The organism is Rickettsia endosymbiont of Nabis limbatus (assembly GCF_965196655.1).
Classification (GTDB): Bacteria; Pseudomonadota; Alphaproteobacteria; order Rickettsiales; family Rickettsiaceae; genus Rickettsia.
Genome location: NZ_OZ239771.1, coordinates 1450776 through 1466763, shown reverse-complemented (window position 1 = coordinate 1466763; position 15988 = coordinate 1450776). Strand labels below are relative to the sequence as shown.

The window sequence follows — 15988 nt, the reverse complement described above, 5'->3', positions numbered from 1 at the left end:
TTTAAAATATTTATTACCTCCTTTCCTCTTATTTTACTATCAAAAATTATCTTTCAACGACCCCATATTATATTTTGCTATTCCTCCTGCTCCCTTGCTTGAAAAAGTAAGTTTCTCTCAAAGAGTATTCGATAGGAATGGTGAGTTAATGCGTATTTCGCTTTCTAAAGATGATAAATATCGGATATTTACTCCGCTTGATGAAGTGCCGCAGAGCTTTATAGAAGCAGTATTGCTATATGAAGATAAGCATTTTTATAAACATTTCGGTATTAATCCTATCTCTTTAATCAAAGCTTTTTATTCTACTTATCTAAAAAATGATCGTAAAATAGGTGGCTCTACCATAACAATGCAGGTAGCTCGTCTAAAATATGGGATAAATTCCTCTACTATTTTTGGTAAAATTTATCAAATTATCAAAGCTATTCACATAGAGTTACATTGCTCAAAAAATGAGATTTTAACGGCTTATCTAAACTTAGTACCTTATGGTAGTAATATTGAAGGGATATCGGCGAGTAGTTATATTTATTTTAATCGTGATCTGAAAGGTTTAAACTTAATTGATATCTTAAGCTTAGCTGTCATCCCGCAAAATCCTGTAAAAAGAGGAGGTAATAATCTAAATATTTTAGAAATGCGAAAATATTTATTTACTAAGTGGCTAGAAAATCATCCACAAGATATTACTTATAAAGAATTGATAAATTGTAGAAGTCAAGATTTGATCTTACAGACACTATAAAAATTATATCTGAATATCTGATAAATTATGACTGTCAGATGAGTATTCAAGATATAAGATTTCATTGTTCTTTTCAATAGCTAATTTCTTACTATCCTTAAAAGTTTGCATAGGCGTTTTACCATAACAATATTTTCCTGAATGTGGTCGCTCATTATTGAAATGCTCTAACCAAATATCAAGATCTAATTGTAAATCATCAAGATCAGTGTAGATCTTTTTCCGCATAGCTGTATCAAAGAATTCTTGTTTCATAATTTTATTAAAACGTTCACACATACCATTTGTTTGAGGAGAATATGCTTTAGTAATAGTATGTTCTATACCATAGTACCCTACAATTTTTGTAATGGGGCGTTGAGAGTGTGAAAAAGCTCTTTTTTTGGAGGTAGTAATAAGGTATCTATGAGTTGAGTTATAGCTATTATAGATTGATAGAAGGCATTTTTAATATAATCAAAGCCATAAGTAAATAATGAAAATAGTTGTTTTTCAATGGTTTTATAGCTTTTTATACGAATTGGATTTAGTGCATTTTGTATTAATCCATTCTTGATTATTAAGGCTGAATTGATAGCAGCTACCACTAATAATTTCTCAAATCTGTCCAAATTTACTAAATGACTTTTTTCAATATCAAAACCACCACTTTTAAGATGCTTAAACAACCGTTCGATTGACCATCGATATCTATATAAAGCGAAAATATCAACTTCAATCTCAATGGATGATACCAACACCATTAGTTCACTTTTATCGTTTTTATATGCAGCAAAATTAACTTTTTTATCCCACAATACACCGCTACAAACCTTATATTCTAAAGCTTTAAGATCATTAAATATTTTTACAATGCTTAGAGTTTTTAAACTTTTTTCAAGGCGAATTTTGTTATCTCTTTTTAAGGGAATAGCAAATTTTATGTGATTATTTATCAGAAAATTTAACCATTCTTTATTCATAAATTCCCGATCAGCAAGCAAATACTTTATTTTTTCAACACCCAAATTTTTAATAAATTTCTGTAAAAATTCTCCCATCAATTCTCCAGAACATACCCCACCATGCGGTAAAGATTTCCAGTACACTGGCACTGATATTTTACCAATTATAATTACTAAAAATAAAATATTAATATCTGATTTCCCAAATTTCCAGTTTGTTCAATCTATTGCTACAACATAATTTTCTATACAAAAACTTACGCTATGTTTGGTTCTAAATATCGTAAAGATGGAGAACGAAGCTGTTGTTGCATATAGTCATCTAAAAGCCCTAACTTTATTTGGTAGACCGTTTTACCTATTTTATTTGCAGTTCTTTTGAGAAAAGCCCAAACTAGAAATGCACAACTAATGTGATTACGTTGGATACGCTGTTTTCTGCATTGGCAACGTTCTATACCAGTCAGTTGCTTAATTTTTCTATGCATGCTCTCAATTACCCATCGCAAGCCAAACTCATCTTGTGCAGCTTTAGAAGATTTTTGAGTTTTGTTATTGGTAACAACATAATCAACTCTGTTGGTAGAAACAGTAAATTTAAACAAATTAACATGCTTATTTTTGGCAAATCCTTTTATATGAATCTCCATTCCATTCTTAATTTCTTCATCTGAAAACGTCAACTTGCTAACAGCTTTATAAGGCTCGTAATCACACGTTTTACTAACATTTCTATTGGCTTTAATAGGGGCATAATAATATTTGCCCAAGGAGTCAACATGTTGCATAATTTTGTGTGTAGCATACCATGTGTCAAAAAGTACAGTTTGAAAAGGAATCTTTTTACTATAAACAGCATTATTGAACATCTTTAGTAGGTGATCTAGTTTCGTCGCTCCATCATGATCAGATGAAAAAATGCGATAATCTATTACCCAAAACTTATCAATATCGGGGTTATAATATACAAGACTCACTACTCCTATACCGGTAGTAACTCCACCTGTAGCTCCACTATACTGCGATCTAGCAACCTCTATTTTCTTTGTGTTCCTTTTGTTTAACACCGTATCATCAAATATTGTATATCCGTTAGATGAAAAGATAACATCATTCTTAATGTGTTCCCATAACAAAGAAGGAGTATATTTTTCATTTTCTAAAAATCTATTAATAACATCATGGCTACATTTCTTGGCATGTTCAGCGTAGTAGGTTAAACTATAATTCTTTTGGCTAATTGTTAAAAATTGACAGTAATCTGTTCTATTAATTGGTATTGCTTGCAATCTGTTCCTCTTTGACATGTTTAATTATTCTTACAATAATTTATCACTCTTCCACTCATAGCGTAAGTTTTGTATACAAAAAAAGCTTAATATCAATGATGCAACTTTCATATAATCAAAAGTAAATTCTTTCAAAAAACGATAAATCCTATGGGTTTTTGATGATATTTTAGCATCACCTACAATACCAAGGGCTAAACCTTTTTGATAAATAGAACTTCCAGTCATTAGACTGATTATCATTCCAGACAAACATTTTAATCTTGATTTATTTCCATCTATATATAAAGGGGTCGTTGAAAGATAATTTTTGATAGTAAAATAAGAGGAAAGGAGGTAATAAATATTTTAAAAAAGAAATTCTGTTTAATATAGAGATAAATGTTATTCAATAGTGTAGTAATTTAATAGAGATTTGTTTACAGAGTTAGAATTTTTATTAATAAATTTCTTTAAGCCATTAAAGTTGTTAAAACCACTAATCGTTTTAAATTAAAACATATGGCATTCATAAATTCGGAGAATTGATTTTTGGCAATTCCTATATATCTAACCCGCTTATTATCTTTTGAAAATACCATCTCGAAAGGTGCTCTGATTTTCGTATAATATTTATCAAGGTCAAAATTCTTATCTTTCATATTATTTTTCTTTATTGCACAAAGATGGACTCCCTTTTTAGCTGCTGCATTCTTGGTAGAGATTGTACAATAACCTTTATCAACATATGTAGCACCAGAACTTGGCATAACATGCTTAAAACCTTTTCTATCGGTAACATTTGCAGGGGTAACTGCAACCTTATTGATCATGCCTGATTGAATATCAACACTCACATGTTTTTTATAACCATACCAAAATTTATTCCCTCCCTTACAGCCAATTTTGGCTTGTTTATCCTTTGCAACCTTAGGCAAAGTCTCATTATTCAATTTATCATATTTTTGTGCTCTTAGTTTATCACGTTCCTCCCAGAGATTAGCTTTTGAGATTAAATGAGAAGCATCTACAAAGGTAAATACTTCACCCATATAGCCTTGTACTCGTAGTTGATCGCGGAATTTTGTAAATATTTTTGATAGTAAATTAGTACCTATTTTTTTACGTATTTTACTAAATACACTATAATCAGGTGTCTTTTCTGTAAGAGCAAAATTACAAAACCATTTCGCCGCTGTGCTATCAGCTAAATAACGTTCTAATTCCCGATCAGATAAGTCTTCCATAAATTGTAGCAGCAAACATTTAAACAGCCTCTCTATACCATATCCTTTATAATTAGCTTCGCATTCTAATGCTAATAACTCAGCTTCAACTGCTTTGAATTTGAATAAACTTTTGAATTTACGATATTGATGATCCGCATTTACTAACTCATCTAAACTTACCATTAGCATTTGATACTCTGACATATAAACATATTTTTTATTTTTTTATTATCAGGAGTTTCGCACTTAGAGCCTGTCTTGAAAGTGTATTGAGAACAAAAACAATACACTAATTCATAGCAAGCAGTTTACAATTTGTATAAAAAAGCAGTAATTTTGCTAAAAATTGTAAATTTTTTGATACATCAAACAGTGCTAAAGTAATATGTTGCAGTACTATTTAATGAGCATATTCGTCTTTCAAGATAGGCTCTTAGCAAAGAATATGGTAATCTAGAGAAAAATAGTTTTAGATAAAAATGACAAGATCAAAATGTAGCAAAGATTTATATCAATCGTTTTTACAAGCAAGTAGTGTAAGATATACTGGCAAAGCATTATCTGAAGTAAGCCCAGTAGATCTATCGCACGATAGTGCAAGTCGATGGTTAAAGAGTAAAGATTTTCGCCCTAGCGAAATCTATAGCAAAGTGTCAAAATATCTTGATCTAGAGGAGCCTTGTTTATTAGTAGGAGATGACACCTTATTGTCAAAGCAATACAGTAAGAGGATCGAGCTTGTAAAGTATCAATATTCTGGGGCTGTACATGATGTTATACCTGGTATAGGAATGGTAAACTTACTGCATTACAATACTCAAATTGATCAATCTACTCCTGTAGATTATAGAATATATGATAAAGAAACTGATGGCAAAACAAAGAACGAGCATTTTTGTGATATGCTTACTTTAGCTAAAGAAAGAGGTATCAATCCTGATGCCATAGTCATGGATGCTTGGTATAGTGGTTTGGATAATTTAAAACATATACGTAATTTAGGTTGGATATGGGTTACTAACCTAAGAAGAAATAGAAAAGTTAATCGTAATGTTAGCTTGGACACTTTGGAGATTCCCGATGAAGGGCTAAAAATTCATCTACGTGGATACGGTTGGGTAACGGTATTTAAGTTTGTGGCAAAAAATGGTCGCATTGATTACATAACAACTAATTTAGAAAACCCTACACGTGAGCAAATAGAGAAAATTGTTAAGGCACGTTGGTCTATAGAAGTTTATCATCGAGAATTAAAACAAACTTGTGGTATTGAAAGCTGTCAGGCACGCACGGGTCGAGCTCAAAGAAATCATATTTGCCTTGCTGTATTGGCATGGCTTGATATGAACAAAAGGAGGATAAATGAAAAAATTACTTTATATCAACAAACTTGGGAAGTTATAAAAACATCAATTCAGAATAACATTAGATGGCTTCTAACTGATATGCAATTTTCCTAAGTGCGAAACTCCTGATTATACCTGCTACCCTCTCATCTCGCAACAGTCCCATAAAATTAATTCTCGAAGTAGTATTTGGTGCATTGTTTTCCAAAAAATCCACCTTATACTACTTTATTACCCTTTAAATCAACCTTTCTTCAATATCTCTACAAAATTGTAGGGTACTATGGTATCGAAGGTATAGAACATACTATTACTAAAGCATATTCTCCTCAAACAAATGGTATGTGTGAACGTTTTAATAAAACTATGAAACAAGAATTCTTTGATACAGCTATGCGGAAAAAGATCTACACTGATCTTGATGATTTACAATTAGATCTTGATATTTGGTTAGAGCATTTCAATAATGAGCGACCACATTCAGGAAAATATTGTTATGGTAAAACGCCTATGCAAACTTTTAAGGATAGTAAGAAATTAGCTATTGAAAAGAACAATGAAATCTTATATCTTGAATACTCATCTGACAGTCATAATTTATCAGATATTCAGATATAATTTTTATAGTGTCTGTAAGATCAAATCTTGACTTCTACAAATAAACAATTCATCCGGAATATTGTAGTTCCATAAAAAATAACCTAGTTCTTTCCTAAATATTGATTCATTATCTATGCTTAACAATTCAATAATTTCTTCATTTAATTCTGATTTATCATTAATATCTCAGAGTCTGTCTTGAAATTAAGGTTTAGTCAATTTTTTAAGCATAAGTGTAATCATATTGATATAAATAATATGTTCAGAAGTTTTATAGTTATGCTCATAGTCTTTACTCATACGACGAAAATTATTGAGCCAGCCAAAAGTACGTTCAACTATCCAACGCTTGGGAATCACTTTAAACCCCACTTGATCAACAATTTTACGAGAAATTGTCAGTAATGCTCTTACAGTTAAAAAACACCAAATTTGTAATGCTCCAGCATAACCACTATCTGCAAAAAATTTGATAATACTAGGATATTTTGCTTTTGCCTTGATTATTACATTTTTAGTACCATCTCTGTCTTGTATACCTGCTGAATGTACTTCACATGATAATACTAAACCAAGTGTATCTGTAACTATATGGCGTTTCCTACCCTTAATCTTCTTGCCTGTATCATATCCTCTAGCTCCCCTTTTTGGGTAGTCTTAACAGACTGACTATCTATAATCCCTACAGTAGGAGTGGATTTCTTACTTTCTTTCTCCCTTACTTTTTGGACTAATCTATCATGTATTTCTTGCCATCTACCATTCTTACGCCAACGTAAATAATAGTCATATACTGTTTGCCATGGGAGAAAATCTTTAGGTAATAATCCCCACTGACAACCACTCCTAATTACGTAACGAATGCCATTAATTATATCTCTTATATTATGTTTACGTGACCGTCCTATCTTGCAAGGACCAACAAATGGAGCTAAATGTATCCTTTCTTCTTCCACTATATCACTGGGATACATATTCCTACTTTATTATTTTTTGACAATATAAATTATTTCTTATATCTTTTCAAGACAGGCTCTAAGCAAGATACCATCCTGTGCGGATTTAGCTTCTAACGCTTTAGTCTTTTCTTTAAGGTCTCAAGATCATTGCGTAGCCAAATAGAACGCACCCCACTATATGATACTATAATACCCTGTTTTAATAACTCTTGGCTAGCACGAAGCTGACCAAGAGCAGGGTTTTCTATAGCAAGATTTATTGTCCCAAATTTGGGAGAAAAACCCCGCACTTGCAGTGCGTCGTTTTAACATATAGAATGTAGAGATGCAGTATTACAAGAAGATAAGCCACACAGTTTACGATTGCACTTATCATATAGTATGGGTGACTAAATATCGATATAATATATTGGTTGGTGATATTGGTAGGAGAGTCAAGGACCTAACCCAAGAGATATGTAAGGATAATGGAGTAGAGATATTAAGAGGGGAGATAGCTTCAAATCACGTACATATCTATGTATCTGTGCCACCTTATCAAAGTATTAGTAAGGTGGTACAGTATCTAAAAGGAAAGAGTTCAAGGAAGATTCAGCAGGAATTTCCAGAATTACGGAAACAGTATTGGGGTAAACACTTATGGGCTGTTGGATATTTTGTCAGAACCACAGGCAATGTGACTGACCAAATGATCAAGGATTATATTGATAAACATGAATCGAGAGATGATAAGTTTGGAAACTTTCAAGTTGAAAACTAGCTATAGCTAAGGCATTGATGCCGTAATCTTAAGCCCTGCATTTGCAATGCAGGGTGGTTAACTACTGCTTGTTCTATATGTTCTGATACACGATTCTTAAGTATAGGTTTCTTACGACTTATATCTGTAAGTGCAGCTTCTCCTCCTGTCTCATACAGTTCTTTAAATCGGTAAAAGCTATCTCTTGAATAGCCCATTACTTTACACGCAGTCTAACACTACCTAGTTGTTTTGCAAGTTCTAATAATCCTAATTTAGGTTTGATTATTTTTTGATCATAGTTTGACATATTTTTCCTATTAATTGATTTTTATATTTAGTTTATGGATATGATAGATAACTTCTCAGTTATCTACATACCCACAAACTCATCTAATTTCAATCTTAATATGTCAGATCAAATCTGAAGGTTTACAGATTAAATCAGGGTATATGTCAAGTTACTCAGGAGAGCCTTACTTAAGGCAGGATATAGATTTAATCATGAGCAAAAAAACTCAAGTGATTAAAGAGTTTATGCAAAAAGTACAGGATAGGGCGGGATTTGTGAGTGTTGATAATGCAGTATTGCTTGTTGATTCAGAAAACGATAAAGCTGTGACTGATGATCTAACTAAAACAGATTTATTAGGTGAGTATTAGGAATCAATGCCTGCGTGGTAGTGCGTAGCTACCATACTATCTTCATAGGCTAAAACGCAAATATTTAAGTTTTTTACCACAGGTGGTGAGTATGAAACAAGTAGAACAGAATCTTAATCAAGAATTAATGAGAGCTGCATCACAAGGTAATTTAGAGATAGTAAAAAAGCTTGTGCTTCGTGGTGCTGATATATATTTTAGGGATCATCAAGTAGATACTGCATTATCACTTGCGGCAGGCAGCGGTTATTTAGATATTTTAGAATATTTAAGCAGTCTGAAGACAGAGTGATCAATTAACGAATAAATAGAACAATTTAATAACATAGGAATATAAGACAATGGGTAAAAAAGAAAGCAAGAAGAATAAATTAAATGATTTTCATAAAGCACAACTAGAGAACCATAAAGAGATATTTGCGAGCGTTGAGCCTATTATAACGCAGGATGGTAAGGACCAAGGAGAACAAAATAATATTAAGGCAAAGAAAGAAAGTAAGATTATGAGAGCTCTTTCTAAATTATTTAGAGTTTTGCATAAGAGCAATAAAAAAGTAGTTGCAGATGAGCGTAGTAAGCTAGATCGCAATAATAATCTAGAGGCTTACGATGCTATAGAAGAAAAGATCCAACAAATGAATTCAAAAGAGGTTCTACAGTTTTTAAATACAGATGATTTATCGAATAAAAAAATAGTTGGGGCAAGTGAGGTCACAACGAAAGGCAAAGTAGCTGTAGAAAATAAATCCGCTGTATCTTGGGTTTCGACTATCACGCAAAGCAAGAGTAATCAAGACAGGGGAAGATAAATAATTAAGTATTCTTGGTAATAACCATGAACAAGACTAATAGAGTTAAACGTGGCAGATTTATAACATTAGAAGGTGTAGATGGCAGTGGTAAATCCACACAATGTCGCATGTTAAAGGAATATTTAAGTACTCAGAACATTCCTGTTATGTCAACTAGGGAGCCTGGAGGAACAGAAATTGCTGAAGAGATGCGTACAGGAGTTTCGCACTTAGGAAAATTGCATATCAGTTAGAAGCCATCTAATGTTATTCTGAATTGATGTTTTTATAACTTCCCAAGTTTGTTGATATAAAGTAATTTTTTCATTTATCCTCCTTTTGTTCATATCAAGCCATGCCAATACAGCAAGGCAAATATGATTTCTTTGAGCTCGACCCGTGCGTGCCTGACAGCTTTCAATACCACAAGTTTGTTTTAATTCTCGATGATAAACTTCTATAGACCAACGTGCCTTAACAATTTTCTCTATTTGCTCACGTGTAGGGTTTTCTAAATTAGTTGTTATGTAATCAATGCGACCATTTTTTGCCACAAACTTAAATACCGTTACCCAACCGTATCCACGTAGATGAATTTTTAGCCCTTCATCGGGAATCTCCAAAGTGTCCAAGCTAACATTACGATTAACTTTTCTATTTCTTCTTAGGTTAGTAACCCATATCCAACCTAAATTACGTATATGTTTTAAATTATCCAAACCACTATACCAAGCATCCATGACTATGGCATCAGGATTGATACCTCTTTCTTTAGCTAAAGTAAGCATATCACAAAAATGCTCGTTCTTTGTTTTGCCATCAGTTTCTTTATCATATATTCTATAATCTACAGGAGTAGATTGATCAATTTGAGTATTGTAATGCAGTAAGTTTACCATTCCTATACCAGGTATAACATCATGTACAGCCCCAGAATATTGATACTTTACAAGCTCGATCCTCTTACTGTATTGCTTTGACAATAAGGTGTCATCTCCTACTAATAAACAAGGCTCCTCTAGATCAAGATATTTTGACACTTTGCTATAGATTTCGCTAGGGCGAAAATCTTTACTCTTTAACCATCGACTTGCACTATCGTGCGATAGATCTACTGGGCTTACTTCAGATAATGCTTTGCCAGTATATCTTACACTACTTGCTTGTAAAAACGATTGATATAAATCTTTGCTACATTTTGATCTTGTCATTTTTATCTAAAACTATTTTTCTCTAGATTACCATATTCTTTGCTAAGAGCCTATCTTGAAAGACGAATATGCTCATTAAATAGTACTGCAACATATTACTTTAGCACTGTTTGATGTATCAAAAAATTTACAATTTTTAGCAAAATTACTGCTTTTTTATACAAATTGTAAACTGCTTGCTATGAATTAGTGTATTGTTTTTGTTCTCAATACACTTTCAAGACAGGCTCTAAGTGCGAAACTCCTGGCGTAGTATCTTGGTACATAGAGATTTACTGCCGATGTCGGAGTTATTACAAGTTATGGCAGCACGCTATGATCATATTGTAAAAAAGATTCTTCCTGCAATAGAAGCGGGCTATACGGTGATATGCGATAGATTCATTGACTCAACGGTCGTGTATTAAGGATTAGAGATTGATGGTGGTATGGAACTCGTATACAGCTTGCATAAAAAGCTCATGCCCTCTATAATGCCGGACATTACGTTCTTTATTGATATAGATCCAGTATTAGGGATGGAAAGAGTAAAAGTTCGTAATGGTAGTAACTATAGTAGCAGCAATGTGAGAAATAATGGGACTGTTGCGAGATGAGAGGGTAGCAGGTATAATAAAAAAATAAAAAATATGTTTATATGTCAGAGTATCAAATGCTAATGGTAAGTTTAGATGAGTTAGTAAATGCGGATCATCAATATCGTAAATTCAAAAGTTTATTCAAATTCAAAGCAGTTGAAGCTGAGTTATTAGCATTAGAATGCGAAGCTAATTATAAAGGATATGGTATAGAGAGGCTGTTTAAATGTTTGCTGCTACAATTTATGGAAGACTTATCTGATCGGGAATTAGAACGTTATTTAGCTGATAGCACAGCGGCGAAATGGTTTTGTAATTTTGCTCTTACAGAAAAGACACCTGATTATAGTGTATTTAGTAAAATACGTAAAAAAATAGGTACTAATTTACTATCAAAAATATTTACAAAATTCCGCGATCAACTACGAGTACAAGGCTATATGGGTGAAGTATTTACCTTTGTAGATGCTTCTCATTTAATCTCAAAAGCTAATCTCTGGGAGGAACGTGATAAACTAAGAGCACAAAAATATGATAAATTGAATAATGAGACTTTGCCTAAGGTTGCAAAGGATAAACAAGCCAAAATTGGCTGTAAGGGAGGGAATAAATTTTGGTATGGTTATAAAAAACATGTGAGTGTTGATATTCAATCAGGCATGATCAATAAGGTTGCAGTTACCCCTGCAAATGTTACCGATAGCAAAGGTTTTAAGCATGTTATGCCAAGTTCTGGTGCTACATATGTTGATAAAGGTTATTGTACAATCTCTACCAAGAATGCAGCAGCTAAAAAGGGAGTCCATCTTTGTGCAATAAAGAAAAATAATATGAAAGATAAGAATTTTGACCTTGATAAATATTATACGAAAATCAGAGCACCTTTCGAGATGGTATTTTCAAAAGATAATAAGCGGGTTAGATATATAGGAATTGCCAAAAATCAATTCTCCGAATTTATGAATGCCATATGTTTTAATTTAAAACGATTAGTGGTTTTAACAACTTTAATGGCTTAAAGAAATTTATTAATAAAAATTCTAACTCTGTAAACAAATCTCTATTAAATTACTACACTATTGAATAACATTTATCTCTATATTAAACAGAATTTCTTTTTTAAAATATTTATTACCTCCTTTCCTCTTATTTTACTATCAAAAATTATCTTTCAACGGCCCCATAATAGATTTGATATTAAGGTGTAAACCTTCAGATATGATGAGGCAATAGAAAGTTTTAAATTAGCCATAAAGTTAAAGCCGAGGGAGGGAGCATATTACTATGGTTTAGCCAGTAGTTATTACGCTGTTGGTAATGGGACTGCAGGGATTGATGCGTTGCAGAAAGCGGTATCTGCTCAAGGGAGGCAAGAAGATTTGTACTTTAAACATAATATGCTTGCAGGCTTTAAGAAGGTAGAAAGCGGCAATCAAGGGATGCAATTGAATGTTGCTGCTCACAAAGCAATAGAGGAATGTAGTTATCATCAGCAATATACGGGAGTAAAAGTAGGGGATAATTATAGCTTTGGATTTATGAGATAAGTATGCATACGAATAATTAGACAGAGAGGATATTATGAAAAAGCACAGAAACAAGATAGATAAAGTACTTAGAGTATGGATAGCGGCAATATCAGTATTAACAGCAACAAGTGAGGTGCAGGCGAGTAGTAGCCTTGTCGATAGCTTACCTGAATTAGATAGAAGAACGTTACTCAGAGGTATTAAAAAGCCAAAGAGTTCTGGTAAGTTACCAAGCAAATATGTAGTAAATCATGAGAGAATACAGAACAAAGAGCAGGTTAAGCATGAATTTAATTATGCTGATGATGCAGTAGATTTAACATGGGATGATAATGAGATTAGTACTGCGTTATATGGGCGGGATCACTCAGGTATGGCATCAGAAGAAAGCAAACGCATTAAATCTATAGAAGACTGGTCTTATGATGACGATGATCTCGTTGTAGAAGCTTTATCATATTATCCTGAACAGCTAGGAACTACTAGTCATTTATCAGAGATGATTGCAGATACTTGCGAGGAGGCAGATTCTGTATTAGCCAATGCAATACCCAAGAGTGTAGTTGAAAGTATTAGTGACGAGGACTTAGAGTTAAATTACCGTGAGTTTGAAGCTATGCAGGATTTAGAAGATCGGGCAGAGCATGCTGATATTCAAGATACAGCTCCTAGTATCGGGCAGGAAGTAGCACAACTATCTGATTTAGAGGTAGGCAATGACCTATTTGTGACTAGTGCAGATGAAAATGAGCAAGGTTCAATGTCTATAGTTTCAGATTCTTATGATTTAGATGAGGTAACAAATGTAGCACTAGGGGCTGCAAGTGATGCTATAGGTAATAATGCCATTATTCAGCAAGCAGATCATACAGATCCCGCTCATACTGATACTGCTAGAGTAGAAATAGCCTCGCATGCGATTAATCATAATACAGATGCCTTGTCATCTAATATATCGAAGAGATTTGAGGTTATGGGGATGGCGGCAGTAGCAGCGGGCGATGATGATACGGAAGCATCAGGGACAGGCATGGATAGCGGATGCTACATAAATCCTATTATTGGTAAGGCATCTCAAAAAGAAACGGGGAGCATCAGCGGTTATCATTCTCATAGTCGGGGGATAACAATAGGTCTTGATACTTATGCTCAAGATAACATGCTGCTTGGTATGAGTTATACAAAAGCAGATAACCATCTGAAATTCAGTAATAACAAGTTAGGTGATAGATCGAAAGTAACGAGTGATTTTTATACATTATATGGACAGATAGAGCCATACAATAAAAACATATTCATAAGTGGTATAGGGATATACGGCATAAGTAATATAAAAAGCAGTGCACAAAGAGGTTTAGACAGTAGTGCTATAAGTAGTTATAAGGCATATAGCAATATCATTCAGGGCATGGTTGGCACTCAATATAAATTATCTGAGCGACTAAAGATTGTGCCGCAATTAGGCATAAAATACAGCAAGATACGAGATGCGGCATATGATGAAGTATCAGAAGGGGGAGCAAAGGAAGAGTACAATTTATCTGTTGCAAGAACGAAAGAAAGAATTATAGAGACAATGGCAGGTATCAAGATGAATTATGATTATTCATTGAGTAACAGTGTCAGTATAACCCCTGTTATTTATGGTTTTGTACATAAGAACGTAGCTGCAAAAATGCCTGTGATTAGATTTTGGATACAGCAAGCTACTAATAATGAAGTATTACCTGATGTCAGTATTAGCAGGTCTAGAGTGAACTTTAGCTATGGTACGGGATTTAGTGTGAAATCGAAGAATATAGAAATGGGTATATTTTATAATGGTAGTAAAGCGAGAAGATATATATCGCATGCGGGGAGTATGAAGCTAAAAATAAATATCTAATTTTGATTTAAGGTGGCGGTTATGAAAAAAGCAGAAATACAGAATCTTAATCAAGAATTAATGAGAGCTGCGGCAGAGGAAGATATAGAAAAAGTGAGAGAGTATGTTATTAGATGGTGCTGATATATATTTTAGGGATCATCACAAGGAGATACTGCCTTATCACTTGCAGCAGGCAGCGGTTATTTAGATATTTTAGAATATTTAAGCAGTTTAAAGAAAAGTGAAATCAATTAACGAATAATAGAACAATTTAGTAATATAGGGATATAAGACAATGAGTAGAAAAGACAGTAAGACAAAACCACTAGATGGTTTTTACAAGGAACAATTAGCAAATCACCGGGAAGCTTTTAGCAAAGTAGAGCCTATTATAACACAGGATGGTAAGGATCAAGGACATCAGAATGATATTAAGGCAAAGAAAGAAAATAAAATCAGACATTTTATCACTAAATTATTTAGAGTGTCGCATAAGAGCAATAAAAAAGTAGTTACAGATAGTAGTAGTAAGCTAGATCAAAATAATAATCTAGAGGTTTACGATGCTATAGAAGCAAAGATTAAACAGATGAGTTCAAAAGAGGCGTTAGCATTTCTTAATAACGCGAGTTTCGAATTAATATAGCATAGGATTTAGCATATCAAGAGAGATGTAATAGAAGGTTTATTATCAGACATTTGATAATTTATCAGTGCTGCAACCATATGCACAAAGGCATTTGTAACTGATCTATGCCTTGAATGCTCAAACTTCCCCAATAGTTTAATTTTACTAAACACAGATTCTATTAATGCTCTTTTAAGCAATAATATTTTATCCAACATAGACATAAGTTTATTTTTCATATTTTTCTTTACCCTAGTTACCATAAAAATTCCTTGCTCTAAAAGTTGTTGAAATAATTGTTGTGAAATATAACCACGATCTCCGAATACTTTACCAAAAAGATTTTTGATCATCAGTTCCAGCTGTTTTCTATCATCCTTATTGCCAGGGCTAAAAGATGCTTTAACTATACCACCGGCTCTATTAATTATTAGATGTAGTTTAAGTCCATAGAACCAACCTTTTGTTGTCTTACTGCGTGCTGCTATGCCGGCGAACACTTTATTCATTGAAATACGGTATCTCTTACATACCTCTATACTACTTGAATCTACAAAAGAAAGGCCATCACACTGATCCAAAATAGAATTGAATATCAGTACTAATAGTGGTAAATGTGGACCTATTATTTTTATAAATTGACTATAGCTTACTAATTGAAAATCTCTTTGATGATAAATCCATATTTGCTTCAGATAATAATTCTTAAAACAATCATAAGATGACTGCCAGTAGCCTATTATAATTGTTATTACCTCACTTCTGTTAAGTCGACTTTTAGGACCAGATTTGTTGTTATGGTTAGTAATTGAATTTGTATGCTTGTCTAATTCTTGAAAAAAATCATCGACGTAACAAAATATTTCTGTAAAATCCATTATCATAGGT

General features: G+C 33.0%; 17 protein-coding genes and 7 pseudogenes. 13 read left to right on the top strand and 11 right to left on the bottom strand.

The genetic code is table 11. The annotated features are described in order from the left end of the window. Positions 1 to 148: 148 nt before the first annotated feature. Positions 149 to 712 (top strand): annotated as a pseudogene (locus ACOAL3_RS08485) (transglycosylase domain-containing protein); the annotation flags it as partial. Between the two features lie 39 nt (positions 713 to 751). Here ACOAL3_RS08485 and ACOAL3_RS08480 read toward each other — a convergent pair. From ACOAL3_RS08480 to ACOAL3_RS08460, 5 genes and pseudogenes are all read right to left on the bottom strand, one after another. Continuing rightward, positions 752 to 1075, bottom strand: a pseudogene (locus tag ACOAL3_RS08480) (integrase core domain-containing protein); the annotation flags it as partial. 8 nt (positions 1076 to 1083) lie between these two features. Then, positions 1084 to 1836 (bottom strand): transposase, encoded by a 753-nt coding sequence (locus ACOAL3_RS08475; RefSeq protein WP_419234826.1) that lies wholly within the window; start codon positions 1834 to 1836, stop codon positions 1084 to 1086. 113 nt (positions 1837 to 1949) lie between these two features. Continuing rightward, positions 1950 to 2981, bottom strand: a complete 1032-nt coding sequence (locus ACOAL3_RS08470; RefSeq protein WP_473198143.1) for an IS701 family transposase — start codon at positions 2979 to 2981, stop codon at positions 1950 to 1952. A gap of 30 nt (positions 2982 to 3011) precedes the next feature. Next, a complete protein-coding gene (locus ACOAL3_RS08465) occupies positions 3012 to 3209 on the bottom strand; it encodes a hypothetical protein (protein ID WP_419234824.1) in 198 nt (65 codons plus the stop codon). Positions 3210 to 3433: 224 nt separating this feature from the next. Then, positions 3434 to 4393 (bottom strand): transposase, encoded by a 960-nt coding sequence (locus ACOAL3_RS08460; RefSeq protein ID WP_419234540.1) that lies wholly within the window; start codon positions 4391 to 4393, stop codon positions 3434 to 3436. 275 nt (positions 4394 to 4668) lie between these two features. Here ACOAL3_RS08460 and ACOAL3_RS08455 point away from each other — a divergent pair, with 275 nt between their 5' ends. Together ACOAL3_RS08455 and ACOAL3_RS08450 are read left to right on the top strand one after the other, a co-directional pair. Then, positions 4669 to 5649 carry an IS701 family transposase gene (locus tag ACOAL3_RS08455; RefSeq protein ID WP_419234551.1) on the top strand — a complete coding sequence of 327 codons (981 nt, stop codon included), beginning with the start codon at positions 4669 to 4671 and terminating at the stop codon, positions 5647 to 5649. A 165-nt stretch (positions 5650 to 5814) separates the two neighbouring features. Continuing rightward, positions 5815 to 6153: pseudogene (locus tag ACOAL3_RS08450) on the top strand (integrase core domain-containing protein); the annotation flags it as partial. Between the two features lie 186 nt (positions 6154 to 6339). On the opposite strand, the gene ACOAL3_RS08445 reads toward ACOAL3_RS08450, so the two are convergent. The 3 genes and pseudogenes from ACOAL3_RS08445 to ACOAL3_RS08435 form a co-directional block, all read right to left on the bottom strand. Next, on the bottom strand, positions 6340 to 6726 hold the full coding sequence (locus ACOAL3_RS08445; RefSeq protein ID WP_395477655.1) for a transposase: 387 nt from the start codon (positions 6724 to 6726) through the stop codon (positions 6340 to 6342). Next, complete coding sequence (locus ACOAL3_RS08440; protein WP_419234823.1) at positions 6723 to 7109, bottom strand: transposase; 387 nt, start codon at positions 7107 to 7109, stop codon at positions 6723 to 6725. Before ACOAL3_RS08440 ends, ACOAL3_RS08445 begins: the two co-directional genes overlap by 4 nt. A gap of 63 nt (positions 7110 to 7172) precedes the next feature. Further along, a pseudogene (locus ACOAL3_RS08435) lies at positions 7173 to 7354 on the bottom strand (IS481 family transposase); the annotation flags it as partial. Between the two features lie 65 nt (positions 7355 to 7419). Here ACOAL3_RS08435 and tnpA point away from each other — a divergent pair. Next, positions 7420 to 7854 (top strand): IS200/IS605 family transposase, encoded by a 435-nt coding sequence (tnpA, locus tag ACOAL3_RS08430; protein ID WP_419234651.1) that lies wholly within the window; start codon positions 7420 to 7422, stop codon positions 7852 to 7854. A gap of 56 nt (positions 7855 to 7910) precedes the next feature. On the opposite strand, the pseudogene ACOAL3_RS08425 reads toward tnpA, so the two are convergent. Continuing rightward, a pseudogene (locus ACOAL3_RS08425) lies at positions 7911 to 8143 on the bottom strand (helix-turn-helix domain-containing protein); the annotation flags it as partial. A gap of 143 nt (positions 8144 to 8286) precedes the next feature. On the opposite strand from ACOAL3_RS08425, the gene ACOAL3_RS08420 reads away from it, so the two are divergent. The 4 genes and pseudogenes from ACOAL3_RS08420 to ACOAL3_RS08405 all read left to right on the top strand — a co-directional run. Then, entirely contained in the window at positions 8287 to 8496 is a 210-nt protein-coding gene (locus tag ACOAL3_RS08420; protein ID WP_395476640.1) for a hypothetical protein, read from the top strand. 91 nt (positions 8497 to 8587) lie between these two features. Continuing rightward, a complete protein-coding gene (locus tag ACOAL3_RS08415; RefSeq protein WP_419234822.1) occupies positions 8588 to 8788 on the top strand; it encodes an ankyrin repeat domain-containing protein in 201 nt (66 codons plus the stop codon). Positions 8789 to 8837: 49 nt separating this feature from the next. Next, positions 8838 to 9305 carry a hypothetical protein gene (locus ACOAL3_RS08410; RefSeq protein ID WP_419234821.1) on the top strand — a complete coding sequence of 156 codons (468 nt, stop codon included), beginning with the start codon at positions 8838 to 8840 and terminating at the stop codon, positions 9303 to 9305. Between the two features lie 26 nt (positions 9306 to 9331). Further along, a pseudogene (locus ACOAL3_RS08405) lies at positions 9332 to 9502 on the top strand (dTMP kinase); the annotation flags it as partial. A 15-nt stretch (positions 9503 to 9517) separates the two neighbouring features. Here ACOAL3_RS08405 and ACOAL3_RS08400 read toward each other — a convergent pair. Beyond that, complete coding sequence (locus ACOAL3_RS08400; RefSeq protein WP_419234551.1) at positions 9518 to 10498, bottom strand: IS701 family transposase; 981 nt, start codon at positions 10496 to 10498, stop codon at positions 9518 to 9520. 248 nt (positions 10499 to 10746) lie between these two features. Here ACOAL3_RS08400 and ACOAL3_RS08395 point away from each other — a divergent pair. The 5 genes and pseudogenes from ACOAL3_RS08395 to ACOAL3_RS08375 form a co-directional block, all read left to right on the top strand. Further along, positions 10747 to 11049, top strand: a pseudogene (locus ACOAL3_RS08395) (dTMP kinase); the annotation flags it as partial. Between the two features lie 86 nt (positions 11050 to 11135). Next, entirely contained in the window at positions 11136 to 12095 is a 960-nt protein-coding gene (locus ACOAL3_RS08390; RefSeq protein ID WP_419234543.1) for a transposase, read from the top strand. 321 nt (positions 12096 to 12416) lie between these two features. Beyond that, positions 12417 to 12623 carry a hypothetical protein gene (locus ACOAL3_RS08385; protein WP_419234820.1) on the top strand — a complete coding sequence of 69 codons (207 nt, stop codon included), beginning with the start codon at positions 12417 to 12419 and terminating at the stop codon, positions 12621 to 12623. 34 nt (positions 12624 to 12657) lie between these two features. Then, positions 12658 to 14490 (top strand): autotransporter outer membrane beta-barrel domain-containing protein, encoded by a 1833-nt coding sequence (locus tag ACOAL3_RS08380; RefSeq protein ID WP_419234819.1) that lies wholly within the window; start codon positions 12658 to 12660, stop codon positions 14488 to 14490. Between the two features lie 277 nt (positions 14491 to 14767). Continuing rightward, entirely contained in the window at positions 14768 to 15118 is a 351-nt protein-coding gene (locus tag ACOAL3_RS08375; protein ID WP_419234818.1) for a hypothetical protein, read from the top strand. Between the two features lie 8 nt (positions 15119 to 15126). Here the strand turns inward: ACOAL3_RS08375 and ACOAL3_RS08370 are convergent, their stop codons facing one another. Next, a complete protein-coding gene (locus ACOAL3_RS08370) occupies positions 15127 to 15984 on the bottom strand; it encodes an IS982 family transposase (RefSeq protein ID WP_419234519.1) in 858 nt (285 codons plus the stop codon). Positions 15985 to 15988 lie beyond the last annotated feature (4 nt).

What these genes read in the sequence shown, in the direction of transcription:
- ACOAL3_RS08465 (WP_419234824.1), bottom strand. Translation starts at nt 3,209, where the DNA reads ATGACTGGAAGTTCTATTTATCAAAAAGGTTTAGCCCTTGGTATTGTA.
- ACOAL3_RS08460 (WP_419234540.1), bottom strand. Translation starts at nt 4,393, where the DNA reads ATGTCAGAGTATCAAATGCTAATGGTAAGTTTAGATGAGTTAGTAAAT.
- ACOAL3_RS08455 (WP_419234551.1), top strand. Translation starts at nt 4,669, where the DNA reads ATGACAAGATCAAAATGTAGCAAAGATTTATATCAATCGTTTTTACAA.
- ACOAL3_RS08440 (WP_419234823.1), bottom strand. Translation starts at nt 7,109, where the DNA reads ATGTATCCCAGTGATATAGTGGAAGAAGAAAGGATACATTTAGCTCCA.
- tnpA (WP_419234651.1), top strand. Translation starts at nt 7,420, where the DNA reads ATGCAGTATTACAAGAAGATAAGCCACACAGTTTACGATTGCACTTAT.
- ACOAL3_RS08420 (WP_395476640.1), top strand. Translation starts at nt 8,287, where the DNA reads ATGTCAAGTTACTCAGGAGAGCCTTACTTAAGGCAGGATATAGATTTA.
- ACOAL3_RS08415 (WP_419234822.1), top strand. Translation starts at nt 8,588, where the DNA reads ATGAAACAAGTAGAACAGAATCTTAATCAAGAATTAATGAGAGCTGCA.
- ACOAL3_RS08410 (WP_419234821.1), top strand. Translation starts at nt 8,838, where the DNA reads ATGGGTAAAAAAGAAAGCAAGAAGAATAAATTAAATGATTTTCATAAA.
- ACOAL3_RS08400 (WP_419234551.1), bottom strand. Translation starts at nt 10,498, where the DNA reads ATGACAAGATCAAAATGTAGCAAAGATTTATATCAATCGTTTTTACAA.
- ACOAL3_RS08390 (WP_419234543.1), top strand. Translation starts at nt 11,136, where the DNA reads ATGTCAGAGTATCAAATGCTAATGGTAAGTTTAGATGAGTTAGTAAAT.
- ACOAL3_RS08380 (WP_419234819.1), top strand. Translation starts at nt 12,658, where the DNA reads ATGAAAAAGCACAGAAACAAGATAGATAAAGTACTTAGAGTATGGATA.
- ACOAL3_RS08375 (WP_419234818.1), top strand. Translation starts at nt 14,768, where the DNA reads ATGAGTAGAAAAGACAGTAAGACAAAACCACTAGATGGTTTTTACAAG.
- ACOAL3_RS08370 (WP_419234519.1), bottom strand. Translation starts at nt 15,984, where the DNA reads ATGATAATGGATTTTACAGAAATATTTTGTTACGTCGATGATTTTTTT.